The sequence below is a fragment of the Streptomyces deserti genome, from assembly GCF_054782695.1.
Genome location: NZ_BAAGRZ010000020.1, coordinates 32,226 through 56,694, shown reverse-complemented (window position 1 = coordinate 56,694; position 24,469 = coordinate 32,226). Strand labels below are relative to the sequence as shown.

General features: G+C 71.6%; 18 protein-coding genes and 1 pseudogene. 12 read left to right on the top strand and 7 right to left on the bottom strand.

From position 1 onward, the window contains the following. Positions 1-474 precede the first annotated feature (474 nt). The 6 genes from ACYVMZ_RS27425 to ACYVMZ_RS27400 all read left to right on the top strand — a co-directional run bounded on the left by ACYVMZ_RS27425 (position 475) and on the right by ACYVMZ_RS27400 (position 9,537). Positions 475-2,394, top strand: a complete 1,920-nt coding sequence (locus ACYVMZ_RS27425; RefSeq protein WP_461084193.1) for a glycogen debranching N-terminal domain-containing protein — start codon at positions 475-477, stop codon at positions 2,392-2,394. A 131-nt stretch (positions 2,395-2,525) separates the two neighbouring features. Then, positions 2,526-3,284 (top strand): NUDIX hydrolase, encoded by a 759-nt coding sequence (locus ACYVMZ_RS27420; RefSeq protein WP_461084191.1) that lies wholly within the window; start codon positions 2,526-2,528, stop codon positions 3,282-3,284. Between the two features lie 153 nt (positions 3,285-3,437). Further along, a complete protein-coding gene (locus ACYVMZ_RS27415; protein ID WP_461084189.1) occupies positions 3,438-5,513 on the top strand; it encodes an ABC transporter ATP-binding protein in 2,076 nt (691 codons plus the stop codon). Positions 5,514-5,675: 162 nt separating this feature from the next. Continuing rightward, the gene (locus ACYVMZ_RS27410) at positions 5,676-6,563 is read left to right on the top strand and encodes a FadR/GntR family transcriptional regulator (RefSeq protein ID WP_461084187.1); all 888 of its coding nucleotides are present in this window, start codon (positions 5,676-5,678) and stop codon (positions 6,561-6,563) included. 437 nt (positions 6,564-7,000) lie between these two features. Further along, entirely contained in the window at positions 7,001-8,536 is a 1,536-nt protein-coding gene (locus ACYVMZ_RS27405) for an RNA polymerase sigma factor (RefSeq protein WP_461084185.1), read from the top strand. Positions 8,537-8,670: 134 nt separating this feature from the next. Next, the gene (locus ACYVMZ_RS27400; RefSeq protein ID WP_461084183.1) at positions 8,671-9,537 is read left to right on the top strand and encodes a serine protease; all 867 of its coding nucleotides are present in this window, start codon (positions 8,671-8,673) and stop codon (positions 9,535-9,537) included. A 102-nt stretch (positions 9,538-9,639) separates the two neighbouring features. Here ACYVMZ_RS27400 and ACYVMZ_RS27395 read toward each other — a convergent pair whose 3' ends face one another. Next, a complete protein-coding gene (locus ACYVMZ_RS27395) occupies positions 9,640-9,870 on the bottom strand; it encodes a DUF7455 domain-containing protein (RefSeq protein WP_461084181.1) in 231 nt (76 codons plus the stop codon). A gap of 442 nt (positions 9,871-10,312) precedes the next feature. On the opposite strand from ACYVMZ_RS27395, the gene ACYVMZ_RS27390 reads away from it, so the two are divergent. The 4 genes and pseudogenes from ACYVMZ_RS27390 (at position 10,313) to ACYVMZ_RS27375 (ending at position 15,131) form a co-directional block, all read left to right on the top strand. Continuing rightward, positions 10,313-12,436, top strand: coding sequence for a DNA gyrase/topoisomerase IV subunit B (locus ACYVMZ_RS27390; protein WP_461084179.1), 2,124 nt, complete (start codon positions 10,313-10,315; stop codon positions 12,434-12,436). Positions 12,437-12,627: 191 nt separating this feature from the next. Beyond that, positions 12,628-12,918 (top strand): annotated as a pseudogene (locus ACYVMZ_RS27385) (response regulator transcription factor); the annotation flags it as partial. 69 nt (positions 12,919-12,987) lie between these two features. After that, positions 12,988-13,542: a DUF485 domain-containing protein gene (locus tag ACYVMZ_RS27380; protein WP_461084177.1), complete on the top strand. Its 555-nt coding sequence runs from the start codon at positions 12,988-12,990 to the stop codon at positions 13,540-13,542. Next, positions 13,539-15,131, top strand: coding sequence for a solute symporter family protein (locus ACYVMZ_RS27375; RefSeq protein WP_461084175.1), 1,593 nt, complete (start codon positions 13,539-13,541; stop codon positions 15,129-15,131). The genes ACYVMZ_RS27380 and ACYVMZ_RS27375 overlap by 4 nt, the downstream gene beginning before the upstream one ends. Before the next feature lie 183 nt (positions 15,132-15,314). Here ACYVMZ_RS27375 and ACYVMZ_RS27370 read toward each other — a convergent pair whose 3' ends face one another. From ACYVMZ_RS27370 to ACYVMZ_RS27355, 4 genes are all read right to left on the bottom strand, one after another. Next, positions 15,315-15,995: a response regulator gene (locus ACYVMZ_RS27370; RefSeq protein ID WP_461084173.1), complete on the bottom strand. Its 681-nt coding sequence runs from the start codon at positions 15,993-15,995 to the stop codon at positions 15,315-15,317. Further along, complete coding sequence (locus ACYVMZ_RS27365) at positions 15,992-17,665, bottom strand: ATP-binding protein (protein ID WP_461084171.1); 1,674 nt, start codon at positions 17,663-17,665, stop codon at positions 15,992-15,994. The genes ACYVMZ_RS27370 and ACYVMZ_RS27365 overlap by 4 nt, the downstream gene beginning before the upstream one ends. A gap of 322 nt (positions 17,666-17,987) precedes the next feature. Beyond that, entirely contained in the window at positions 17,988-18,932 is a 945-nt protein-coding gene (locus ACYVMZ_RS27360; RefSeq protein WP_461084169.1) for a sucrase ferredoxin, read from the bottom strand. 54 nt (positions 18,933-18,986) lie between these two features. Then, a complete protein-coding gene (locus ACYVMZ_RS27355; RefSeq protein ID WP_461084167.1) occupies positions 18,987-20,243 on the bottom strand; it encodes a citrate synthase in 1,257 nt (418 codons plus the stop codon). Between the two features lie 108 nt (positions 20,244-20,351). Between ACYVMZ_RS27355 and ACYVMZ_RS27350 the strand changes: the two genes are divergently transcribed. Further along, positions 20,352-21,518, top strand: coding sequence for a citrate synthase (locus ACYVMZ_RS27350; RefSeq protein WP_461084165.1), 1,167 nt, complete (start codon positions 20,352-20,354; stop codon positions 21,516-21,518). A 744-nt stretch (positions 21,519-22,262) separates the two neighbouring features. Beyond that, on the top strand, positions 22,263-22,397 hold the full coding sequence (locus ACYVMZ_RS27345; RefSeq protein WP_461084163.1) for a hypothetical protein: 135 nt from the start codon (positions 22,263-22,265) through the stop codon (positions 22,395-22,397). Here the strand turns inward: ACYVMZ_RS27345 and ACYVMZ_RS27340 are convergent. Together ACYVMZ_RS27340 and ACYVMZ_RS27335 are read right to left on the bottom strand one after the other, a co-directional pair. Next, positions 22,378-23,193 carry an oxidoreductase gene (locus ACYVMZ_RS27340; protein WP_461084305.1) on the bottom strand — a complete coding sequence of 272 codons (816 nt, stop codon included), beginning with the start codon at positions 23,191-23,193 and terminating at the stop codon, positions 22,378-22,380. The genes ACYVMZ_RS27345 and ACYVMZ_RS27340 overlap by 20 nt on opposite strands. Positions 23,194-23,890: 697 nt before the next feature. Continuing rightward, positions 23,891-24,460 (bottom strand): TetR/AcrR family transcriptional regulator, encoded by a 570-nt coding sequence (locus ACYVMZ_RS27335; protein ID WP_461084161.1) that lies wholly within the window; start codon positions 24,458-24,460, stop codon positions 23,891-23,893. Between the last annotated feature and the right edge of the window lie 9 nt (positions 24,461-24,469).

Genomic DNA, 24,469 nt, shown 5'->3' with positions numbered 1-24,469 from the left:
CGGCAGACCCGTGACCGTTGCCACGACGAACGGGCGTGTGGGAAAAGCCGTCGTCGACGGCGCCCTGAGGGCCGCGACGCACCCCTGGCCGGGTCATCCGGCCGCAGGCGTGACCCGGAGGAGGCCCGCGCCGTTCACCTGAGTGGCGGAACGCCTGGACGGGCCGTGACGCCACACCGCCCCTGCCCCGACGGAGCCCTCCACCACCGGCGCCCCACCCGCCCGAGGCGCACAGAGCGCAGAGGAAGCCCTCCCATGCATCAGCCGACTCCGCCCTCCGCCGCCGACCGCCCCGCCGTGGGTGGGCCCGCGCCGCCCCTCACATCAGCCCGCGGCGTGCCCCGGTCGGCGGGGCGGAACGGCTCCCCGTTGCCGCCCGCCGGGCAGGCGCCACGGCCATCTCCCGCCCCTCCCCGCGGCGCTCCGCTCCCGCCGCCTCGCCGGTTCGCCGATCTGCCGCCGGTTCACTCCGCCATGATCTGCGTCGCTCTGCCGGGCCTCGCGATCTCCACGGAACAGGGGCAGATGACGGGCCGCGGGCTGGAGGGGTTCTACCGCGCGGGTCGGCGCCTGCTCTCCCGATGCCAGGTCCGTGTGGCGGGACGGGAACCGCTCGCGGTCCAGGCCCGGATGGCCGCGTCCGACCGCGCCCGCTTCGTGGGGACGCTCCGCGCCTCTCCGCAGGCGGGCCCGGACCCGGACCTGGTCGTCGAACGGAACCGCTACGCGGACGGCACGGAACGGATCACGCTGCACAGTGCCGCCCTCCGTCCGCTGCGCCTGCCGGTCGAAGTGGCCCTCGGCACGGACCTGGCCGACCTCGGGGCGATCGCGTCCGGCAACGCGGGACCCGAACTGACCGCCAGCGTCCACGACTCCGGCCTGCGCTGGTCCTGCGCCACCGGGAACGCGTCGGTCACGGCTGAACCGCCGCCCGCTGACGCGCTGGCCTCGGCCGGACTGCTCCGATGGGAGTTCGTCCTGCCCCCGGGCGGCAGCACGAGCCTGGAACTGCGGGTGCGAGCGGACGGCGCGGGCCCCCTCCGTGCCGTGGGCCGCGCGGCGACCAGCCCCCTCGCCCCCGCACGTGCGGCCGGCGACGACCCCAGGGTCCCCGCTCTTGTGCGGACCAGCGTCGAAGACCTCCAAGCCCTCCTGCTGCGCGACCCCGCCAACCCCGCCGACGTCCATCTCGCGGCCGGGGCACCCTGGCGCTGTGGCCTCGCCCCCGCCGACGCGCTGGCCGCGGCCCGGATGACGCTGGCCCTCGGCACCGGCCTGGCCGCAGGCACCCTGCGCACCCTCGCCCGCAGCCAACTCCCCGGCCCGGGACCGCAGTCCGGCCTGATCCCCGGACCGAGACGGGACGCCGGCCCGCACCTGCCGCCACAGTGCACGGGCACGGAGGCCACGCTGCTCTTCCCCGCACTCCTCGCGGAGGCCCGCCGCTGGGGACTCCCCGAACACGAGACGGAGGTACTGCTGCCGGCCGCCGAGCGCTGCCTGACCTGGCTGCGGACCACCGTGGGCGACGGCACGTACCTCCGCGACCCGCACCCCGGCGGCCCCGTCCGCTGCGAGATCCAGGCCCACGCCCACCGCGCCGCCCTCCTCGGTGCCGATCTCCTCGACGCCTGCGGCAGGGCGGGCGGAGCCGGGCTGCGGCAGTGGGCGCAGGCGCTGCGGACAGCGTTCCGGGAGGAGTTCTGGGTCGACGACCTGGGCGGCGGCCGCCCGGCCCTGGCCCGCGCCCCGGACGGCAGGCCCGTTCCGCACCTCGGCGCCGCCGCCGTCCACCTCCTCGACACCGGCCTGCTGGGCGGGGGCGAGCAGGCGCCCGGCCTGCTCGACAAGGTGCAGACCGAACACCTCGCCCGGCTCCTCGGCGGCCCGGCCATGGACTCCGGCTGGGGCTTGCGCGGCCTGGGCGCGAAGGAGCCGGGATACAACCCGTTCGGCCACCGCGCCGGCGCCGTCCGGGTCCACGAGACGGCACTCGCGGTCGCGGGCCTTGCCGCCGCCGGATACGAGAAGGAGGCGAGCTCCCTGCTGAAGGGAGCGCTGGCGGCAGCCGAGGCATTCGGTCACCGGCTGCCCGAGATGTACGCGGGGGAGCGGCGCGCGGACGGGAGCGCTCCCCTCCCGCACCCGGCGGCCTGCCGTCCCGCGGCCACCGCGGCGGCCGCCGGAGTCCTGATGCTGACCACGCTCGCGGGCATCCGCCCCGACGCCCCGGCGGGCACGGTCACCCTGCGTCCCGTGCGCAGCGCGCCCCTGGGCGAGATCGGCTTCGCGGGACTGCGGGTCGCGGGCGCCCCCTTCTCCGTGCGCGTCAGCCGGCTCGGCCTCGCCATGGTCGAGGAAGCGGCCGACGGACTCCAACTGGGAGTGTGACCTGGCACGACGCGCCACCGTAAGGCGACCGGGAACAGACGGTGAGGCCCCTACCGGACCGAAGTGGATCAACCGCCGACGCAGCCGACGAAGGGAGTGTTTATCGTCAGGCAGACGACTATGATCGCCGCATGCCCTACGACCCGTCAGCCTTTCCGCCTTTCGCCGTCACCGTGGACCTGGTCGTGCTGACCGTACGGCGCCACTCCCTGTGCGCGCTCGCGGTACGCAGGGGCGAACCGCCGTTCCAGGGACGCTGGGCCCTGCCCGGCGGCTTCGTACGGGCCGACGAGGATCTGGCGCAGGCAGCGGCGCGCGAGCTGGCCGAGGAGACCGGGCTGCGCGTCCACGACCCGTCCGTCCCCGCCCAGGGCAACGGCGCGCACCTGGAGCAGCTCGCCACGTACGGCGACCCCAAGCGGGACCCGCGGATGCGCGTGGTCAGCGTCGCCCACCTCGCCCTCGCCCCCGACCTGCCCGCGCCCCGGGCGGGCGGCGACGCCAGCAACGCGCGCTGGGCGCCGGTCGAGGAACTGCTGCAGCGGGGCGGTTACGGCCGTGACGGCGAGCCGGTGGCGCCGCTCGCCTTCGACCACGCCCAGATCCTGGCGGACGGAGTCGAGCGTGCCCGCTCCAAGATCGAGTACTCGTCGCTGGCCACGGCCTTCTGCCCGCCCGAATTCACCGTCGGCGAGCTGCGCCGCGTCTACGAGGCGGTCTGGGGCGTGGCGCTCGACCCGCGCAACTTCCACCGCAAGGTGACGGGCACGCCCGGCTTCCTGGTCCCGACCGGGGGCACGACGACGCGCCAGGGCGGCCGCCCGGCCCAGCTCTTCCGCGCGGGCGGCGCCACCCTGCTCAACCCCCCGATGCTGCGTCCCGAGGTGTGACGCCGGGTACGGACGGGCGGGCAGCCCGGGCCGGGACACGGATCCCGACTCCGGAACGAGCGGCGATCACGGGTCCGACAGGGCCGGTCGCCCTGTGCGGAGCGAGCCTTGCGATGCCCGAAAAACCGGACATAGCACGCTATCTTGCTGCGCGTGATCCACGCCTTCGGACTGACCAGCAACCCCCGCAAAGAGCTTCCGCCCGCCGTCGACGACGTCTCCTTCGAGGCCCACGCGGGCCGGGTCACCGCACTGCTCGGAGCGCCGGGCGCGGGCAAGACGACGGCGCTCAGACTCATGCTCGAACTCCAACGGGGCCGTGGTCTCACCTACTTCAGAGGCCGCCCCCTGCACCGCATCGCCCACCCCTCGCGCGAGGTCGGTGTGTTGCTCGGCGACGTGCCGGGCCACCCGGCCCGCAGTGTCCGCGGCCACCTGCGCATGCTGTGCGCCGCCGCGGGTGTCCCGGTCCGGCGCGCCGACGAAGTCCTCGAAGCGGTCGGACTCGTGAGCCTGCGCGACGAACGCCTCGGCACCCTCTCCCGGGGCATGGACCGCCGCCTCGGCCTGGCCTGCGCCCTGCTGGCCGACCCGCACACTCTCGTCCTCGACGACCCCGCCGACGGGCTCTCGGTGCGGGAGAGCCGCTGGCTGTACGGGATGCTGCGCGCCCACGCCGCCCAGGGCGGCACGGTCCTGTTCACCACGGCCGACCCCAAGGAGGCCGCGCGCACCGCCGACCGCGTCGTCACACTGGAATCGGGCAGGCTCGTCGCCGACCAGGAAGCCGCGGAGTTCTCGCGCACCCGCCTGCGCCCCCGCGTGGCCGTCCGCAGCCCGCACGCCGCCCGCCTCGCGGCCCTCCTCGCCAAGGAGGCCCGCACCGCACAGCGCTCCGTCGAGGTCGTACGAGAGGGCGGCAACCGCCTTTCCGTGTACGGCAGTACCTGCGCCCACGTGGGCGAGACCGCGTTCCGGCACGGCATCGTCGTGCATCAACTTGCCGACGAGATCGGGGACATGGGGCCGGGGGCGGGAGCGCCCCCTGCTGGGGAGCCGCACACCGACCATGAACCGCACCGCACCGAGGAGCGGCCCGAGACGGACGCGCGACAACCGGCCGACGCGGCGGGGATCCCCGTCGACGCGTCGGAGCCGAAGGGCGACGCGAGGTCCGGGGGACCGGCGCCCTCCGTCGGGGAACCCAGGGGCCCGAGCGACGAACCTCAGCCCGTCGGCGATCAATCACTGCCCGGAAGCGAGTCGCGCGCAGGCGCCCACGCCCCTACGGGCGACGACCCGACCACCGTGACCACGCCGACCACGGGCTCCCAGCCGACACCGGGCATCCCCGCAAAGACACTCAGCAGACCTTCCACCGCGCAGGGTCCTGGCTGCCCCGAAGGACGCCCGCTCCACGCGCTCTCCGCTCTCCCACCTCCCATCTCCGTCCGCCCCGCGCCCAGCCCCCTCCGCCCGCTGCGCTACGAAATCCGCCGTGCCGCCGGCATCGGCACAGGGTTCCTCACCGGGGCCGTCGTACTCGTCGTGTCCGCGCTCACCGCCGTACTGCTGGCCCGTATCGGTCACACTCCGCAGCCGCGCCTGCTCGTCGCGTGGCCACGGGAGCTGCCGCTGCCCCCCGCGGCGCTCGGTGCCGGACTGCTCGGTGCGCTCGCCTTCGGCGACGAGTTCCGCCATCCCGCCCTGGCGGCGGACCGCGGCACCGTCCCCCGCCGACTGGGGCTGCTGGCCGCCAAACTCCTCGTCGCCTCGGCAACCGCGCTGGTGCTGGCCCTCCTCACCGTGGGCTGCGACGCCGAGGTGCTCTATCTCGTCTACGGACGGGAACTCGCGCAGGTTCCCGCCGACTGGCTTTCGCTCGGTGCGAGTTGGATCGGGCTCGTGGTCGGGTGCGCCTGGGCCGGTGTGCTGGCCGCGGGCCTCTTCCGATCCACCACGGCCGGGCTCGCCGCGGTGGTCGCCGTGCCCCTCCTCGTCGTGCCCCTCGTACACAAGGTCCTGGAAGGGTCGTCTGTGCGGACCGCGGCCGGGCTTCCCGTGCGGCTGCGCGAGACGGTCCTGCTGCGGTGGCCCTTCGGGGGAGAGCGCTATCTGGAGAGCGCGCTCAGGGTGATCGCCCAACCCGTGGGTGGCGCGCTGACGTTGTCGCTGACCGCGCTGTTCTGCGCGTACCTGCTCATGACCCTGCGAAGCAGGGTCCGGTGACTACGGTCCGCAGCCGCCCGATCCGGCCGTGTGCGCAACTCCCCGGAGAACGCCCATTTCTTTCCGATAAGGCGTCAATTGCGACGGGGTGAGCGATCACCCTTTCGTGTGCTTTTCACCAAAGACCTCAAGGGAGTTGGAAGCGGCGCCGACAAAGGATGCGTGAGTACCCTTGCGCACACCATGATGACCGCCGCCCGCTCCGCCGACTCCGGCCTCGCGAACCCGGGCGAACTCGACCGCTACCCCTACGCGGAGGCGCCCGCCGTCGACCGCGTCGGAGTCCCTGCCTGGGACGGCGCGGACCCCGAGCTGGGCCGCGTGGGCCGACGTGCCGCGGGCAGCCGCGGACGCGGCCTGCACGGCCAACTCGTCCAGCAGCTGGGTCAGATGATCGTTTCCGGCGATCTGGGCGCCGACCGTCCGCTGGTGCCCGAGGAGATCGGCCAGCGCTTCGAGGTCTCCCGCACCGTCGTCCGCGAGTCGCTCCGCGTCCTGGAGGCCAAGGGCCTGGTCAGCGCCCGTCCGAACGTCGGCACGCGCGTGCGTCCCGTCAGCGACTGGAACCTCCTCGATCCGGACATCATCGAGTGGCGGGCCTTCGGGCCCCAGCGCGACAACCAGCGCCGTGAGCTGAGCGAGCTGCGCTGGACGATCGAACCGCTCGCCGCGCGCCTCGCCGCCGGGCACGGGCGCGAGGACGTCCAGCAGCGTCTGGCCGACATGGTCGAGATCATGGGCCACGCCATGAGTCAGGGTGACGCGCTCACCTTCTCCCGCGCCGACTCCGAGTTCCACTCGCTGCTCATCCAGGTCGCGGGCAACCGGATGCTGGAGCACCTCTCCGGAATCGTGTCCGCCGCGCTTCAGGTGTCGGGCGGCCCGGTCACGGGCTGCGACCGGCCGAACGAGGCGTCGCTGGCGCAGCACGGCCGGATCGTCGATGCCCTCGCCGCCGGCGACGGCGCGGCGGCCGAGGCGGCCATGCGCCAACTGCTCACGGTCCACCCCGAGGTGGAACGTGTGGTGCCCGCCCCGCGCGAGCACTGATCGCGTTCCGCGGACGGCGCGGCCGGACGTGCCACCCCCCTCCTGTGGCACCGTCCGGCCGGTGAACCGTCCCCCGTGGGACTCCGCGGGATCCATCGCGATCCCGCGGAGTCCCACGGCGCGAAGAGACGGCAGACACACCAGACACGCCGAAGCGGTCCGGTCAGAGCCGCAAACGATCCCCTCTGCTCACATCTGACCGCTTTTGAACGCTTACGGGGTGTGACTCGGGCCACGCGGATTGGGCGTAACGCTCGTGGAGAGAACGCGATGACCTAAGAGGTGACAGCCGCGGAGGGAATACGGACGCCGGTCACGGCGCTGTGCATCTCCCGGGTCCTCGCCCGCGCCGTCGGCCCATCCCCAAGCCGGCGGTCGGCTCCTGTCCACTGTGGACGGGGCCGGAAGCCGTTTTCCAACGTTCCGAGAGGTTGTTCGTGTCGGCCAGCACATCCCGTACGCTCCCGCCGGAGATCGCCGAGTCCGTCTCTGTCATGGCGCTCATTGAGCGGGGAAAGGCTGAGGGGCAGATCGCCGGCGATGACGTGCGTCGGGCCTTCGAAGCTGACCAGATTCCGGCCACTCAGTGGAAGAACGTACTGCGCAGCCTCAACCAGATCCTCGAGGAAGAGGGTGTGACGCTGATGGTCAGTGCCGCAGAGCCCAAGCGCACCCGCAAGAGCGTCGCAGCGAAGAGCCCCGCCAAGCGCACCGCCACCAAGACGGTCGCGGCGAAGGCGGTGACCACCAGGAAGGCCACCGCCACGGCCACCCCGGCGGCGCCCGCTGCCGAGCCCGCCGCCGAGGAAGAGGCGCCCGCGAAGAAGGCCGCGGCCAAGAAGGCGACCGCCAAGAAGGCGGCGGCGAAGAAGACGACCGCCGCTGCCAAGAAGACGGCTGCCAAGAAGACCGGCGCCAAGAAGGACGACGTCGAGCTGATCGAGGACGAGGTCCTCGAGGACGCCAAGGTCGCCGACGAGCCCGAGGGTGCCGAGAGCGCCGGCTTCGTGCTCTCCGACGAGGACGAGGACGACGCGCCCGCGCAGCAGGTCGCCGCCGCCGGTGCCACCGCCGACCCGGTCAAGGACTACCTCAAGCAGATCGGCAAGGTCCCCCTGCTCAACGCCGAGCAGGAGGTCGAGCTCGCCAAGCGCATCGAGGCGGGTCTGTTCGCCGAGGACAAGCTGGCCAACTCCGACAAGCTGGCGCCGAAGCTCAAGCGCGAACTGGAGATCATCGCCGAGGACGGCCGCCGCGCCAAGAACCACCTCCTGGAGGCCAACCTCCGACTGGTGGTCTCCCTGGCCAAGCGCTACACCGGCCGCGGCATGCTCTTCCTGGACCTCATCCAGGAGGGCAACCTCGGCCTGATCCGCGCGGTCGAGAAGTTCGACTACACCAAGGGCTACAAGTTCTCCACGTACGCCACCTGGTGGATCCGTCAGGCGATCACCCGCGCGATGGCCGACCAGGCCCGCACCATCCGTATCCCGGTGCACATGGTCGAGGTCATCAACAAGCTCGCGCGCGTGCAGCGCCAGATGCTCCAGGACCTGGGCCGCGAGCCCACCCCGGAGGAGCTGGCCAAGGAGCTCGACATGACCCCGGAGAAGGTCATCGAGGTCCAGAAGTACGGCCGCGAGCCCATCTCGCTGCACACCCCGCTGGGTGAGGACGGCGACAGCGAGTTCGGTGACCTCATCGAGGACTCCGAGGCCGTCGTCCCGGCCGACGCGGTCAGCTTCACGCTGCTGCAGGAGCAGCTGCACTCGGTGCTCGACACCCTGTCCGAGCGCGAGGCGGGCGTCGTCTCCATGCGCTTCGGTCTCACCGACGGTCAGCCGAAGACCCTCGACGAGATCGGCAAGGTGTACGGCGTCACGCGTGAGCGCATCCGCCAGATCGAGTCCAAGACCATGTCGAAGCTGCGCCACCCGTCGCGTTCGCAGGTGCTGCGCGACTACCTCGACTAGGTCTCGGTCGTACGACGCGGAAGGCCCGGTTCCCTGAGCGGGAACCGGGCCTTCGTGCTGCCCCGCGGGTGCGCGGCGCGGTCGGCTGGATCACTCTGGGTGTCCCATGGTGAACCCCAGAGTGAGGAGAACACATGCGTGGTCGCATTGCCCGGGCCCTCGCCGCGCCGCTGGCCCTGGCGGCCGCGGCGTCCGCCATACCGCTGGCGTCCGCCGCCCCCGCAGCCGCCGACAGCGTTGTCGTCGGCGGTTTCCCGGTGGAGGTGTCGCAGAGTCCGTGGACGGTGGCGCTGTCCAGCCGTGACCGGTTCGGGGGTACCCGGGCGGGACAGTTCTGCGGGGGCGTGGCCGTCGGCCCCACGATCGTGCTCACCGCGGCTCACTGCCTGGACGAGGAGGTCCTGGGAGCCCCGCCGGACCGGGTGCGCGACCTCAGAGTCATCGCTGGGCGTACGGACCTGCTCTCGGACCGGGGCCAGGAAATCGCCGTGCGCGCCACCTGGGTGAACCCGGGCTATGACGACCGCAGCAACTCCGGTGACTTCGCGGTGCTCATCCTGGCCGCACCCCTTCCCGCCGGCTCGGTGATCGCAATGGCGGCCGCGGGGGATCCCGCGTACGGGGTGGGCACGGCCGCGATGGTCTATGGGTGGGGGGATGCCACGGGTGCCGGCGACTACGCGACCAGTCTGCGGGCCGCACGCGTGCGGGTACTGCCCGACGCGCTCTGTGAGAGGGCCTATCCCGGCAGTGCCGAGGGCGCCTACCGCGCCGAGACCATGCTGTGCGCCGGGGAGCTCGACGGTGGCCGCGACGCCTGTCAGGGCGACAGCGGCGGGCCGCTGGTCGCCCAGGGGCGGCTGATCGGGCTCGTGTCCTGGGGGAGCGGCTGCGGGCGGGCGGACAGCCCCGGGGTCTACACGCGCGTGTCGGACGTCATGCGCAGGCTCGGCTGGGACACGGGCGTCAGAGGGCCGCAGAGGGCGTCCGACGGAGCCTGAGCGGGCTCGTGGGGGCATGACGACGGGCGGCTGCCTCTGCTTTCAGAGGCAGCCGCCCGTTCACCGGCCTGTGCCGGGCTGCTCGTCGTCGGACGTGAGGTGTCAGCGCTCCTCTTCGGAGACGTTGCCCGGAACGGACGTCAGCCGCTCCGTCTCGTCCTGTATCTCAGCGGCGATCTTCTTGAGTTCCGGCTCGAACTTGCGACCGTGGTGGGCGCAGAAGAGCAGTTCTCCGCCGCTCAGCAGGACGACGCGCAGGTATGCCTGGGCGCCGCAGCGGTCGCAGCGATCAGCGGCCGTCAGCGGGCTCGCGGAAGTCAGAACAGTAGTCACGTCGCCTCTTCTCTAGCTCGACGAGCTGTCGTACCAGGGTCAACATCCAACCAGCCCCAAAACGTTCCCGCTCGCGGCTTTTCCTCGAAAAAATCTTCCCGAGGCGGCTGGCTGCTGCCGGTTGGCGGCGAATGTGCCGTATTGCGTGTCTGCAGTGTCTACGGGTTCGCGCTGTCGGTCGGTGTCGGTCCTCCCGGCTGGGTTGCCGGTTTGTTCATGAGGACGTGCCCGGAGCCTAAATGGTTCATGCCTCGAAGGGAACGTGATGTGTACTTCACTCCATCGAGGGATCGAACATGTATGCGATGCTGGACTACTCTGAGGTCCCGGCGAGGGTGGCGTTACAACGGCTCTACCAGGCCTCGGTACCCTCTCACCGGTGACCGAAGCCGCGCCCTTACCCAACAGGGCCCCATCTGAAATTCAGCGAGGAGCGAACCGCGTGACCGCCGAGACGTCCGTGCCGTCCACAGCGCTGCTGGCAGGAGCAGACCGGGACGGTTCCAACTACACCGCGCGGCACCTGCTCGTCCTCGAGGGGCTCGAGGCCGTGCGCAAGCGCCCTGGCATGTACATCGGATCGACAGACAGTCGCGGTCTGATGCACTGCCTGTGGGAGATCATCGACAACTCCGTGGACGAGGCCCTTGGCGGGTACTGCGACCACATCGAGGTGATCCTCCACGACGACGGCTCTGTCGAGGTCCGGGACAACGGCCGCGGCATCCCCGTCGACGTCGAGCCCAAGACCGGCCTCTCCGGTGTCGAGGTCGTCATGACCAAGCTGCACGCCGGCGGCAAGTTCGGCGGCGGCTCGTACGCCGCCTCCGGCGGTCTGCACGGCGTCGGCGCGTCCGTCGTGAACGCCCTGTCCGCCCGGCTGGACGTCGAGGTGGACCGCGGCGGGCACACCAACGCCATCAGCTTCCGGCGCGGCGTCCCCGGTGCCTTCGCCGGGAACGGCCCGGACGCGAAGTTCGAGGCCAAGAGCGGGCTGCGCAAGACCAAGAAGATCCCGAAGACCCGCACCGGCACGCGCGTGCGGTACTGGGCCGACCGCCAGATCTTCCTCAAGGACGCCAAGCTCTCCCTGGAGAACCTGCACCAGCGCGCCCGCCAGACCGCGTTCCTGGTGCCCGGCCTGACCATCGTCGTCCGCGACGAATTCGGGCTCGGCGAGGGCGGCAGCAAGGGCGAGGAGTCCTTCCGCTTCGACGGCGGTATCAGCGAGTTCTGCGAGTTCCTGGCGAACGACAAGCCGGTCTGCGACGTCCTCCGTCTGACCGGGCAGGGCACCTTCAAGGAGACAGTGCCCGTTCTGGACGAGCGCGGTCACATGACGCCGACCGAGGTGACCCGCGAGCTCGGCGTCGACGTCGCGCTGCGCTGGGGAACCGGCTACGACACGACGGTCAAGTCGTTCGTCAACATCATCGCCACCCCCAAGGGCGGCACCCACGTCGCAGGCTTCGAGCAGGCCGTCACCAAGACGATGAACGAGGTGCTGCGCGCCAAGAAGCTGCTGCGCGTCGCCGAGGACGACATCGTCAAGGACGACGCCCTGGAGGGCCTCACCGCGGTCGTCACCGTCCGCCTCGCCGAGCCGCAGTTCGAGGGCCAGACCAAGGAGGTCCTCGGGACCTCGGCGGCCCGCCGCATCGTGAACACGGTGGTCTCCAGGGAACTCAAGGCATTCCTGACCTCCACGAAGCGGGACGCGGCCCAGCAGGCCCGCGTCGTCATGGAGAAGGCCGTCGCCGCGGCCCGTACGCGCATCGCCGCCCGCCAGCACAAGGACGCCCAGCGCCGCAAGACGGCCCTCGAGTCCTCCTCGCTGCCCGCCAAGCTCGCCGACTGCCGCAGCGACGACGTCGACCGCAGCGAGCTGTTCATCGTCGAGGGAGACTCCGCGCTCGGCACGGCGAAGCTCGCCCGGAACTCCGAGTTCCAGGCGCTGCTGCCGATCCGCGGCAAGATCCTCAACGTCCAGAAGTCGTCCGTGACGGACATGCTGAAGAACGCCGAGTGCGGCGCGATCATCCAGGTCATAGGAGCCGGGTCGGGCCGCACCTTCGACATCGACGCGGCGCGCTACGGCAAGATCATCATGATGACCGACGCCGACGTCGACGGCTCCCACATCCGTACGCTGCTGCTGACTCTGTTCCACCGCTACATGCGGCCCATGGTCGAGGCGGGCCGGGTCTTCGCCGCGGTGCCGCCGCTGCACCGGATCGAGCTCATCCAGCCGAAGAAGGGCCAGGACAAGTACGTCTACACGTACTCGGACCGTGAGCTGCGCGACAAGCTCATGGAGTTCCAGAGCAAGGGCATCCGGTACAAGGACTCCATCCAGCGGTACAAGGGTCTCGGTGAGATGGACGCCGACCAGCTGGCCGAGACGACCATGGATCCGCGCCGCCGCACCCTGCGCCGGATCAACCTCACCGACCTGGAAGCCGCGGAAGGGGTTTTCGACCTGCTGATGGGCAACGACGTCGCCCCGCGCAAGGAGTTCATCTCCAACTCGGCGGCGACGCTGGACCGGTCGCGGATCGACGCGTAGGCGCTGGGCCTGGGCCGGGGGTGGAGGCAGCCCCCGGCCGGCGAGGGGCGGGCCCGTGCCAGGGGTGGTCCTGGGTGCGGGGCGGGTGTCGTTTGTGATCGCCCGCCAGTCTGCGCCTGCCGTATCTCCGCCCTGCTGCTCGCGCTCTCGGGCACGCTCCTCGTCCGCAGATGAGATCGTGCGGGCCGTGGGCAGGGCTCTCGCCGGGTATCCAACGCCGGGTGCTGGAGCGCCTGTCGGAAGCCAAGCCAAGACCGTCACCGCCCCCCGAGGCGCCGGACGGGCTCACCGCGCGGGAGACCGAGGTGCTGCTGATCGCCGAAGGGCTCAGCAATCAGGAGATCGCCCGCAGGCTGCACGTCTCCACGGCGACGGTGAAGCCCCACATCAACAACCTCCTAGCCAAGACGCGACTCAAGGACCGTGCCCAGGCGGTGCGTTACGCCTACGCGCAGGGACTCGTGCGTCGACCAGCGGGTTGAGTCACCTGATGGGGTGAAGAGCCAGGAGAAGAAGAGCCGGGGATCTCCCCGTTCTGTCCATCCTTGGGCATGCAGCCAAGCAACGGTCGCCCCCGCGGAGGCGGAGGTGGTCACGAGAGTCCGGCCGGGCACCTCGGCGGTCACGATCCGGCCGTCGCCGGGGCGTCCGGACACGTACGGTACGACGATCCCTGGTACGACGCCCTCGCCTCCGGCTGGGGCGAGTCGGTCGGCGTGGGGGCGCCGGCTCCGGTGGTGCCGGCGGCACGCACGGAGGACGGGGCCGTGGCCGCGGCGGACGTGTATCTCGAGGTGCAGCGCAGCGCGGCGTTCCAAGAGGTGCGCAGCCGGTACCGAAGGTTCGTGGTTCCGGCCGTCGCCGTCTTCTTCGCCTGGTACGTGGCCTACGTCGTGACGGCCACGACCGCACCGGAGCTGATGGCCCGGCCCGTGGCGGGCGCGGTGAACGTGGCGATGCTCGCGGGGCTCGGCCAGTTCCTGACCACGTTCCTGCTGACCTGGGCGTACGCCCGCCACGCGCGACTGCGCAGGGACCGGGCCGCGCTCGAACTGCGCTGGGACACCCAGGAGATGACACGTGGTGTGAGAGGTGGTGTGTCGTGACGGGAGACCACCAGACGCTGGCATTGGTGCTGTTCAGCGCGTTTGTCGCGGTCACGCTGGCGATCACGACGTGGGTCAGCCGCAAGCGGCGCGGTTCGGCGGAGGAGTTCTACGCCGGCGGCCGGCTCTTCTCACCTATGGAAAATGGTTTTGCCATCGCGGGCGACTACATGTCGGCCGCCTCCTTCCTCGGGATCTCCGGGCTCATCGCCCTCTACGGCTACGACGGAATGCTGTACTCGGTGGGCTTCCTGGTGGCCTGGCTCGTGGTGCTGTTCCTCGTCGCCGAACTGGTGCGCAACTGTGGCCGGTTCACGCTGGCCGACGTGGTGGCGGCACGGATGAGAGAGCGGCCGGTGCGGATCGCGGCGGGAACCTCCTCGGTCACGGTGTCCGTTCTGTATCTGGTGGCGCAGATGGTGGGGGCGGGCAGCCTGGTCGCGCTGCTGCTCGGGGGCACGAGCGAGGCGGCGCAGGCGTGGACCGTCATCGGCGTCGGTGCGCTCATGGTGATCTATGTGTCGTTGGGAGGGATGCGGGCCACCACGTGGATTCAGATCGTCAAGGCGGTGCTGCTGCTCAGCGGCACGATCGCGCTGACCGTGCTCGTCCTGGTGCGGTTCCACGGCGACGTCGACCGCCTGCTGCTCACGGCGGCCGAGCGCAGCGGACATGGCGAAGCGTTTCTGGCGCCCGGGCTGAGGTACGGCGGGGACTGGACCGCCCGCTTCGACTTCATCAGCCTCGGACTTGCCCTCGTGCTGGGCACGGCCGGGCTGCCGCACATCCTGTCCCGCTTCTACACCGTGCCGACCGCGCGGGCCGCACGGCGCTCGGTGGTCTGGTCGATCGGGCTCATCGGTGGCTTCTACCTGATGACGATCGTCCTCGGCTTCGGTGCGGCCGCCATCGTGGGGCCGGACGCCGTACGCGGGTCGAACGCGGCCGGTAACACGGCGGTTCCGCTGCTGGCGCTCGATCTGGGTGGCGGCGCGGATTCCACCGGCGGAACGGTTCTCTTCGCGGTCGTCGCCGCTGTCGCCTTCGCCACGATCCTCGCCGTCGTCGCCGGAATCACGCTCGCCTCCTCGGCATCCGTGGCGCACGACCTGTACGCGTCCCTGCGGCGGCGGCGTGGCAGGCCGCGCAGTGAGGTGGCGGTGGCCCGGGCCGCCGCGGTCGGTATCGGCGTGGTCGCGATCGCCCTCGGTCTGCTGGCCCGCGACCTCAACGTCGCCTTCCTGGTGGGCCTCGCCTTCGCCGTCGCCGCCTCCGCCAATCTGCCGGTGCTGCTCTACTCGCTGTTCTGGGGCGGCTTCACCACACGCGGCGCCGTGTGGTCCGTCTACGGCGGGCTGATCCCGGCCGTGGCGCTGGTGCTGCTGTCCCCGGTGGTCTCGGGCAGCCCAGAATCACTGTTCCCGGGCGTCGACTTCCAGTACTTCCCGCTGCAGAACCCCGGCCTGGTCTCCATCCCGCTGGGCTTCCTGGCGGGCTGGCTCGGCACGGTCACCTCGGCGGAGGTTCCCGACGAGGCCAAGCACGCGGAGACGGAGGTGCGGTCGCTGACGGGGGCTGGAGCCGCATGAGTACCCGAGGGAGGAGCCCGAGGCGGCCGGCCTGTGCCAAGGGTCAGAGCCGGAAACCCCGCCAGGTCCACGACCGAGTTCGCGGAGACGGCCGGGGCCGGATCCGTAGAGGAGAGAAGGCTGCGCGCCGAATCCGTACAGGAGAGTGGGCACGGTCCCTTCCCGCCCCCACCCGGCCGTGCCCTAGGCGCGGGTCGCCCACACGTAACGGTGTTCCGGGCGGCCCGCGTCGCCGTACTTGAGGGTCAGCCTGGCCCGTCCCGTGCGCTCCAGGAGCTTCAGATAGCGCTGGGCGGTCTGGCGGCTCACCCCGGTGCGCTCGGCGATCTCCTGCGCGGACAGCGGGCCGTCGGCGTTCATCAGGGACTGGCGCACCAGCTCCGCCGTGGTGGGGGAGTGCCCCTTGGGCAGGTCCGGCTCCGACGGCGCCGACAGGGCGCCGAAGATGCGGTCCACCTCGGCCTGCTCCGCCTCGCCGCCGCCGTCGAGGGTGCGGCGCAGCTCCGCGTACGCCTCCAGCTTGGCGCGAAGGCCCGCGAAGGCGAACGGCTTGACCAGGTACTGCAGCGCGCCGTGCCGCATCGCCGCCTGCACGGTGGACACGTCCCGGGCCGCAGTCACCATGATCACGTCGGTCTGGTGGCCGCGCCGGCGCATCTCCTGGACGACCGCGAGGCCCGTCTCGTCGGGCAGGTAGTGGTCCATGAGGACCAGGTCCAGGCGGGGCAGCGTCTCCAGCTTGCGCAGGGCCTCCCCGGCGCTGTGGGCCTCGCCGGCGACGTGGAAGCCCGGCACCTTCTCGACGTAGGCGGCGTTGACCCGCGCCACCCTGGTGTCGTCGTCCACGACCAGGACCTCGATCATCGCGACTCCTCCTTGGCGGTCTGCGGGGCTGACGGCACGCTCAGGGCCGGTTCCGGGCCGGGCTCGGCCAGCGCCTCGGGCAGGACGACGATGAACTCCGCCCCGCCGCCGTGCGCCTCTGCCACGGTCGCGCTGCCGCCCTGCCGCTCGGCGAGCCTGCGCACCAGGGAGAGCCCGATCCCGCGCTCGCGGTGGGCGGGCGGCTTCTTGGTGGACCATCCCTCGGTGAAGACCAACTCGCGGTGTTCGGCGGGGATTCCAGGCCCTGTGTCGCGCACCCTGAGGATCGCGGTACGCCCCTCGGTACGCAATTCGACCTCCACGCGCGCGTGCGGTGTGCCCGCGGCGGCGTCGAGCGCGTTGTCCACCAGGTTGCCGACGATGGTGACGAGCCCCCTGGGGTCGATCAGCCGGTCCGGCAGCCGCGTCCGGTCCGAGACCCACAGAGCGACACCGCGCTCGGCCGCGACGGTCGCCTTGCCGACCAACAGGGCGGCGAGCAGGGGATCCTGGATCTTCTCGGTGACCTGTTCCGCGGTGGCCCGGTGGTCGCCGACCACCTCTCCGACGAACTCCACGGCGTCGTCGTACATCCCCAGCTCGAGCAGGCCCAGCAGCGTGTGCATGCGGTTGGCGTGCTCGTGGTCCTGGGCGCGCAGGGCGTCGATCAGGCCGCGCGTGGAGTCGAGTTCCCGGCCGAGCTGCTCCAGCTCGGTGCGGTCGCGCAGAGTGGCGACGGCGCCGCCGTCGTCGGTGGGCATCCGGTTGGCGACCAGGACGCGCTGGCCGCGGACGGTGAGCAGGTCCGTGCCGGTCACCCGCCCGGCCAGCACGTCGGCCGTACGGCCCTCGCCGAGCGCCTCGTCGGGGGTTCTGCCCACCGCGCTGCCGTCGATGTCCAGCAGACGCTGCGCCTCGTCGTTGAGGAGGCGGACGCGGCCGGTGCGGTCCAGGGCGACGACGCCCTCCCGGATGCTGTGCAGCATCGCCTCGCGCTCCGCCAGCAGCGCCGCGATGTCCGAGAAGGCCAGGTCCCTGGTCTGCCGCTGGACGCGCCGGGAGATGAGCCAGGCGGCCAGCGCGCCGACGGCCAGGGCGCCGCCGGCGTACGCGAACAGCCCCGGGATCGCGTGGAGCAGCCGCGCCCGGACGCTGTCGTACGCGATGCCGACCGAGACCGCCCCGACGATGTCGCCCCGGCTGTCGCGCAACGGGACCTTGCCGCGGGCGGAGCGGCCCAGGGTGCCGCTGTCGATCTCCATGACCTCCCGGCCGGCCAGGGCCTGGCCGGGGTCGGTCGACACGTGCCCGCCGATCCGCTGCGGGTCGGTGTGCGACCAGCGCACGCCCCGCCGGTCCATCACGACGACGTACTCGGCGTGGGTGGCCTTCCGGATCCGCTCCGCCTCCTGCTGCACCGGCCCGTCCGGCGACGGACGGGTGCTGAGCAGGTCGTCGGCGATCTGCGGCTGCTGCGCGGTGGTCTGCGCGATCGCGAGCGCGCGGCGCATCGCCTGGTCGTCCAGCTGGTCGCTGAGCGGCGCGAGGAACAGCCCGGTCGCGAGCACCGCGACACCCGCGGCGATCGCCACCTGCATCAGCAGCACCTGCGAAAACACCCGCCGCGGCAGGCCGAGACGCAGGCGACGTGCGGGGGGAGTGGGGCTCATACCCATGACGGTACGTGGGCGGGTGCGCCGCGCCGTAGGGGTGTGGCGTGGATCTCTCGGCCGGGGCGTGGATCTCTCGGCCGGGGCGCGGCAGCCGGGGTCCGGCTACGGCAAGCGCTCCGGGGAAACGGCCGCCCACGCGCGCGTGCACGAGGCCGGGTGAGGGCCGTGATCAGCCCGTTCGCCTAATGGCCACGCACGCGCGCGTGCATGAGGGGACGTGCACGAGGGGAGGAGCGTCGACAGGCGCACGACCGCGCCCGGGCCCGCTGCAGGGACAGCCGGCCCGAGAGGGACGGGGACCCGCGCGTCCCCGGAGCCGTCAGCTCGCGAGCGCCGCCGCCACCGTCAGTTCGCGCACCTCGACCACGTCCATCCGCGCCGGCGAGCCCAGCACCGACACCCCGCAGCTCTCCGGGCGGGGCGGCTGGGACGCGCCCTGGGCCACGACGACCCGCCAGTGGCGCCCGTCGACGTGTGCGACGGTCACCTCCCAGCGCGGGGCGGCACCGTCCGTCCGTACGACGCGCAGCGCCTCCGCCGCGTACTCGCCCACCGTCGTGCGCACGGCCAGCTCGGCCGCCTGGCCGGGACGCTCCCAGGCGGAGCTCCCGCGGCACCCTTCCACGACGATCCGGCCCTCCTGCGCGCCGTGCAGGACCTCCTTGACGGTGTGCGCCTCGGCACGGCCGTAGGCGTATCCGTACGGCAGGACGAGCACCGTCGGGGAGAATCGATGACCGCCCAGATGGGTGACCTCCCAGACGCCCTGGACCCCGGAGGCGGCGAGTTCGGCCGCAAGGGGCCGGCCGAGGAGCGCGCAGCAGCGGTCGCGCTTGCCGTTGGTGCAGACGAGGGCGAGGGGGTCTCCCTCGTGGGGCCGTCCGCCGAGCACCGCGTCGAAGCTGCGGTGGTCGCCCTTGCCGAGCGCGGTGAGGTCGAGGTCGAGCAGCTGCCCGGGGTCGGTGGTCGTGGCGCCGTGCAACCACACCTTTCCCGGCACGGTGTGCGCCGCGTACACCCGGCGCGTGGCGGGCATCCGGCAGTCCGCGTGGCGCCCGGGGCGGCGTATGAGCGCGATGCGGACCCCTGTGCCCTTCGCGGCCGCCTCCAGGGCGCGGCCCAGCGCGGGGTCCAGGTGGCTCGAGGTGAGCGCCTTGGCACCCCACGGACCGGGCTGCTCCAGCAGCAGCCAGGTCCTGGCGGTCGCCGCGGTTCCCGAAACGGGCTCGTCGAGGCCTCGGGAGACGGTTGAGCACGTACTCACAGAGGTGAGCCTAACCTGACTTGAGCCGGGATGACTTCTCGCCCCGCCTGTGTCCTACTCCGGCAGGGGCTGCGGCGGCCTCGGGCCCACGTACAGCCCGCTCGGGCGCATGCGCAGCGGGCGTTCGCCGTACTCCTCCAGGGCGTGGGCGATCCAGCCCGCCGTACGGGCCATGGCGAAGATCGTCTCGCCTGCCGTGGCGGGCATGCCGGAGGACGTGGTGAGTACGGCGAGCGCCAGGTCGACGTTGGCGTGCAGGGGCGTGTGGCGGGCGGTGGTGGCCACGATGTCGCGGGCCGCGGCGAGGGCGGGCGCCGCGCGCGGGATCTCCTCCAGGAGGGCGAACAGGGCACGCGCGCGTGGGTCCTCGCCGGGGTAGAGCCGGTGGCCGAGCCCCGGGATACGGCGGCCGGCCCGCAGTTCGTCGGCGATCACCGGGGCCGCGTCGCCGTGGTCGAGCACGTCGAGCAGCAGCCGGTGGGCGAGCCCGCTGGCCGCGCCGTGCAGCGGGCCCTCCAGTACGCCGAGCCCGGCGGAGACGGCCGCGTAGGCGTGTGCACGCGCCGAAGCGGCGACGCGCACCGCGAGCGTCGAGGCGGCCAGGTCGTGGTCGACCAGGAGGGCGAGTGCCCGGTCCAGGGCGCGCAGTGACGCTTCGTCCGGGTCCCACCCGCTGAGCCGCGCCCAGAGGCGCCGGGCGAGCGGGCCCTCGTCCCGATGATCGAGCCGCACCGGCGGCAGCGCGGCGACGAGGGTGGGGATGAGGGTGCGCGCGGCGCCGAGCACGGCATTCTCGGACAGGTCGAAGCGCAGCGGGTCCGCGCTCGCGGCGGCGATCGCGGCGACCCTCAACCGGTCGGTGGGCGCGGCGTGTTCGGGCAGCGCGTCGACGGCGCGGCGGGCGACGGCGACGGCGGCGTCGGGCGCGAGGAAGGTGACGCCGGGACGGATCCGGCCGGTCCACAGCCACTCGGCGACCTCTTCGTAGGTGTGGCGTGCCGCCAGGTCGACCGCGTCGACGCCCCGGAAGTAGTACCGGTCCCGGTCGATGAGCGTGATGCGGGTCCGTACGGACAACTCTCCGCCCGAGCCCGGACTCCCGCCGCTCTCCCGCCTGTTGCGCCGGGCGAGCGCCTCAACCTCCTTCGCGTCGAAGGTGCTGCCCCTGCCGCCGGCCATCCGCCGGCTGCTGAGCTGGCCACGGCTGACGTACGCGTAGACGGTCTCGGGCTTCACGCCGAGCAGGTCGGCGGCCTCCTTGGTGCTCAGCCGCCGTTCCGCGTCGGCCGGGGAGGGTTCTTGATCGCGCATAGGGGTCACCGTAACCGCCTTCCCTGCACATTGATCCATGTTGATTAAATCAATATTGACATCGGTGTAGTCAAGCATTGATAGTCGAATCAAGTTGAAGGAGGAGGCATGCCGATCAACCGGGCTGCATCTGCCCCTGTCGATGTTCCGCGGGGCCTGGCGGGGGTGGTCGTCACCGACACTGCCCTGGGCGACGTGAGGGGGCAGGAGGGCTTCTATCACTATCGCCAATACTCCGCTGTCGACCTCGCGCAGAGCCGCAGCTTCGAGGACGTGTGGCATTTGATGGTTCACGGCGACCTGCCGGACGCCGCGCAGTGTGCCGCGTTCGCCGCTCACACGGCGCAGTTGCGTCGGCTGCCCGACGAGGTGCGCGCCGCGCTGCCCGCCGTCGCCGCGGCCAGCGGCCCGTCCGGGCCGCTGGCCGGCCTGCGCAGTGCGCTGTCGCTGCTCGGGGCGGTGAAGGGGTTCCGACCGGTGTACGACATCGACGCCGAGCAGCGCCGAGCGGACACGGTGGCGGCCGTGGCGGCCGTGCCCACCCTGTTGACGGCCCTGTATCGGCTGGGGCAGGGCCTGGAACCGGTCGAGCCGCGTGAGGATCTTCCCTACGCCGCGAACTACCTCTACATGCTGACCGGCTCGCAGCCGGATGCCGAGCGGGCTAAGGCGATCGAGCAGTACCTGATCTCCACCATCGACCACGGCTTCAACGCCTCGACCTTCACCGCACGGGTCATCGCCTCCACCGGCGCGGACGTGGCGGCCGCCCTGGTCGGCGCGGTCGGAGCCCTCTCCGGTCCGCTGCACGGAGGTGCTCCCAGCCGCGCGCTGGACACTCTGGATGCGATCGGTAGCCGTGACCGGATCGATGCGTGGATCCGCGACCACGTCTTGGCGGGGGAGCGCATCATGGGCTTTGGGCATCCCGTCTACCGTGCCGAGGACCCGCGTTCGCGCATGCTTCGCGGCATCGCGCAACAAATCGGCGGCCCGCTGGTCGAGTTCGCGGTCGAGGTCGAACAGCATGTGGAGGCGATCCTGGCTGAGCTCAAGCCCGGCCGTGAACTCCACACCAATGTCGAGTTCTACGCAGGCGTGGTCATGGAACTGTGCGGTCTGCCCCGCGAGATGTTCACCCCCACGTTCGCGGCGGCACGGGTGGTGGGCTGGAGCGCCAACGTCCTCGAACAGGCACAGGACTCGAAGATCATCCGCCCAGCGGCGCGGTACGTGGGACCACAACCTCCGGTGGCGGTGCCCGTCATCGCCTGATCCTGGCTGCCAAATACCGTGCGACGCGGTGCTTGGCGCTCGCAGCCGGCACCGATCGCAGCCCTCCACGTCGACGCGTCGCAGTGCGTCGTATCGGTGACAATGCGCACGGCTGGCGCGTGGAGTCGGATGATGGCCGGGCGGGGCACGGTGCCCGTCCCGAGGCCGGCGGTGTACGCCTCCTTCATCACGCTGACCAGTCCGTCCCACATCCGCGCGTCCACGGAAGACCCCTCGTCTCAGCTGTTCGTGATCACAGCTGACCCTGCCACGCGGAGTGATGTGGTGTCAGGGCGATGATCGGCCAGCCCCTTCGAGCGACGGCGGCTGAGTTGGGCCGGCGAAAGGGGAACGCTGCCAGACAGTGAGGGATGGCGTGAATCACAGCGGGTGTCGGGAAATTGAGTGCCGGATCAGCTCTCTCCCGCCGCAGGTAGGTGAACAGACTTATCCAAGCAACAAAGGAGGCCCGAGGTGCCTGCGGTTTCAACGCCGGACTCGGCACCCGAGGATGCCGCTCAGCGGCCTGCTGCAGGACCGTCCGAAGCAGCAGGAACGCTGCTCGTTCTCTCAGCGGAAGGACGCGGCGCGCCCGAAACCGTGGCTCTCGACGAGCCGGGCGACGCCGGACTCGCAGCACCGATGGACAGGCTCACGCGGAGGCGGCCACCGAGCTCAACGCCTTCGCCTTACAGAGCGCCATCTAGAAAACCGCCGCACCCCGACCAGGCAGAGCACACTTTGATGCCGGAGCGCGACCCCATCCTGATCACCGGTGCCGCCGGTGAGATCGGTGGTGTGAGCCGAACGATGGTCGACATGCTGATTGAACAGGGGCGCCCGGTGCGCGCGTTGCGCGTCAGCCGGCCAGCCGGTTGATCTTGCGGATCTGCTTGTCGAAGACCCGGGCGGGAGCGACGCGGCGCAGTGTGCTCGCGCGTCCGGCCGTGGGGCCGGCGGTGTAGCGCAGCTTCGGTTTGGCGTCGGTCGCCGCCGCGACGATCGCCTTGGCGACGACGGCGGGTGCGTCGCCGTTGCTGATCGCCTCCGCCATCACGCGGTCGACGGTCTGCCGCTGCTTCGCGTAGACCTGCAGGGGCGTGTCGGGCTTCCCGCTGTTGGCCTCGAATCCGGTCCTGGTGTAGGCGGGTTGGACGATGAGTGCCCGGACGCCGTGCTCGCGGACCTCGTGGTCCAGGGACTCGGAGTAGCCCTCGATCGCGTGCTTGGAGGCGGCGTAGGCGGCCATGTAGGGCTGGGGCAGGAATCCGAGCACGGACGAGATGTTGATGATGCGCCCGCGTCCCTGCGCGCGCATGTGCGGCAGGACCGCGTTCACCATGCGCATGACCCCGAAGACATTGGTGTCGAAGACGCCCTGGGCCTGCGCGACGGAGGTTTCCTCGGCCGCGCCCATCGAGCCGACGCCGGCGTTGTTGACCAGGACGTCAATCTGCCCCAACAGCACGATCACCTGCTCGACCGCGGTGGTGACCGAGGCGTCACTGGTCACGTCGAGGTCGAGGAACGTCACACCGCGGAGCGGGGCGACGCGCGAGGTGTCGCGGCCTGTGCCGACCACGTCGAAACCCGCTGCGACCAGCGCGCGTGCGGCTTCCTTCCCGATGCCGGATGACGCACCCGTCACGAGTGCCACCGGCCGGCTTGTCGTCATCATGGACTCCCGCACACATTGAGAAACTGATCGGTTTCCTTACACTGTAAACCGATCGGTTTTCATGTGCAAGCTCACGCAGGAACTGATCCGGGCCGCGTCACCGGCTGCGTTCAGGTCGATCCGTCACCGGGCGGTCGGCGCGTTCGACCGCCGTCGGGCCGGGCGCGTCCGCGCGAGGTGTCGCCCGTACGGCGCGGGAGCTTCGCGGCGCCGCCCGTTGCCCCGACACCGCGGGACGCCGGTGCGGGATCTCGGGGGCAGTCGGCCGGAGCGCGTCTGCCGGGGTGACGGCATGGGCGGGATCGGTGCGCGGGAAGCGAGTCGAGAGCGTCGTCCGTGCGGGATCGCCGAGTTCGCGCTACGGGCTACGGGCTATGGGCCACTACGGCACCTCTGCGGAGGTGCTTGCCCAGCGCGTCGGTGTCACGCGGCCGTACGCCTTCCGGGCTCTTCCCGGGCAATAAGGCGATCTTCGCCGCCGCCTTGATGTGGAGCACGGAAGACATCCGGCCGGCTTTCGAACGGGCGGTCGCGAGCTCGCCGGGCCGGCTGGAGGAGACTCTGGGAAGCCTGCCGGGCTTCCGCTGAGCGCGGCAAGTAAGGGGCATGCGGTCATGCGAGCTGCTCCGGCTGCCCAAACCGGCATCAACTCGAGGAGCACCTCAGTGCCCGCGCCTGCTCGAAAAGGGATGCGTCAGCGCACGCCTGCCGCATCGAGCAGGGTGGCCACCGTGGGCGCGATGAGCCCGGTCAGCTTGTCGGCGCCGATCCCTGCACGGGCACTGGCGCCGTCGAAGACCAGGCTGAGCTGCCGGGCCAGCAGGTCCGGATCGCTCGCCCCGCCCTGTTCGGCCTCGCCACGGAAGAACGCCGTCAGGTTCGCCTTGATCCGGTGGGCCACCCGGCTCGCGGGGTGGCTCTGATCCTTGAGCTCGATCTGAACGGCCAGGTACCGGCAGCCCCGGAACTCGGGCGCACCTGCCTGCAGTTCCACCTGCTCGAAGACGTGCAGGATCCGCTCGCGGGGTGAGCGGCCGTCGTCCGCCGCGGGCAGGAGGGTCGCCACGAACGCGGAGGCGCGCTCCTCCAGGCTCACCGCCAGCAGTTCGTCCTTGCTCTCGAACAGCTGGTACAGGGAGCGCTTCGACACCCCCGCCGCCTTGCACAGTGCCTCGACGCCGATACCGACACCCTCTTGGTAGGTGAGCGTGGCCGCTGCCTCCAGCAGCCGCTCTCTGGTACTTGGCTTCACTTCGGTGGTCATGCTGCGAGG

Excerpts from the sequence above, each read along its gene's own strand:
- ACYVMZ_RS27340 (WP_461084305.1), bottom strand. The coding sequence starts at position 23,193 with ATGACGACAAGCCGGCCGGTGGCACTCGTGACGGGTGCGTCATCCGGC.
- ACYVMZ_RS27355 (WP_461084167.1), bottom strand. The coding sequence starts at position 20,243 with ATGCGCGATCAAGAACCCTCCCCGGCCGACGCGGAACGGCGGCTGAGC.
- ACYVMZ_RS27335 (WP_461084161.1), bottom strand. The coding sequence starts at position 24,460 with ATGACCACCGAAGTGAAGCCAAGTACCAGAGAGCGGCTGCTGGAGGCA.
- ACYVMZ_RS27350 (WP_461084165.1), top strand. The coding sequence starts at position 20,352 with ATGCCGATCAACCGGGCTGCATCTGCCCCTGTCGATGTTCCGCGGGGC.
- ACYVMZ_RS27345 (WP_461084163.1), top strand. The coding sequence starts at position 22,263 with ATGCCGGAGCGCGACCCCATCCTGATCACCGGTGCCGCCGGTGAGATC.
- ACYVMZ_RS27400 (WP_461084183.1), top strand. The coding sequence starts at position 8,671 with ATGCGTGGTCGCATTGCCCGGGCCCTCGCCGCGCCGCTGGCCCTGGCG.
- ACYVMZ_RS27370 (WP_461084173.1), bottom strand. The coding sequence starts at position 15,995 with ATGATCGAGGTCCTGGTCGTGGACGACGACACCAGGGTGGCGCGGGTC.
- ACYVMZ_RS27425 (WP_461084193.1), top strand. The coding sequence starts at position 475 with ATGATCTGCGTCGCTCTGCCGGGCCTCGCGATCTCCACGGAACAGGGG.
- ACYVMZ_RS27365 (WP_461084171.1), bottom strand. The coding sequence starts at position 17,665 with ATGAGCCCCACTCCCCCCGCACGTCGCCTGCGTCTCGGCCTGCCGCGG.
- ACYVMZ_RS27380 (WP_461084177.1), top strand. The coding sequence starts at position 12,988 with ATGCAGCCAAGCAACGGTCGCCCCCGCGGAGGCGGAGGTGGTCACGAG.
- ACYVMZ_RS27420 (WP_461084191.1), top strand. The coding sequence starts at position 2,526 with ATGCCCTACGACCCGTCAGCCTTTCCGCCTTTCGCCGTCACCGTGGAC.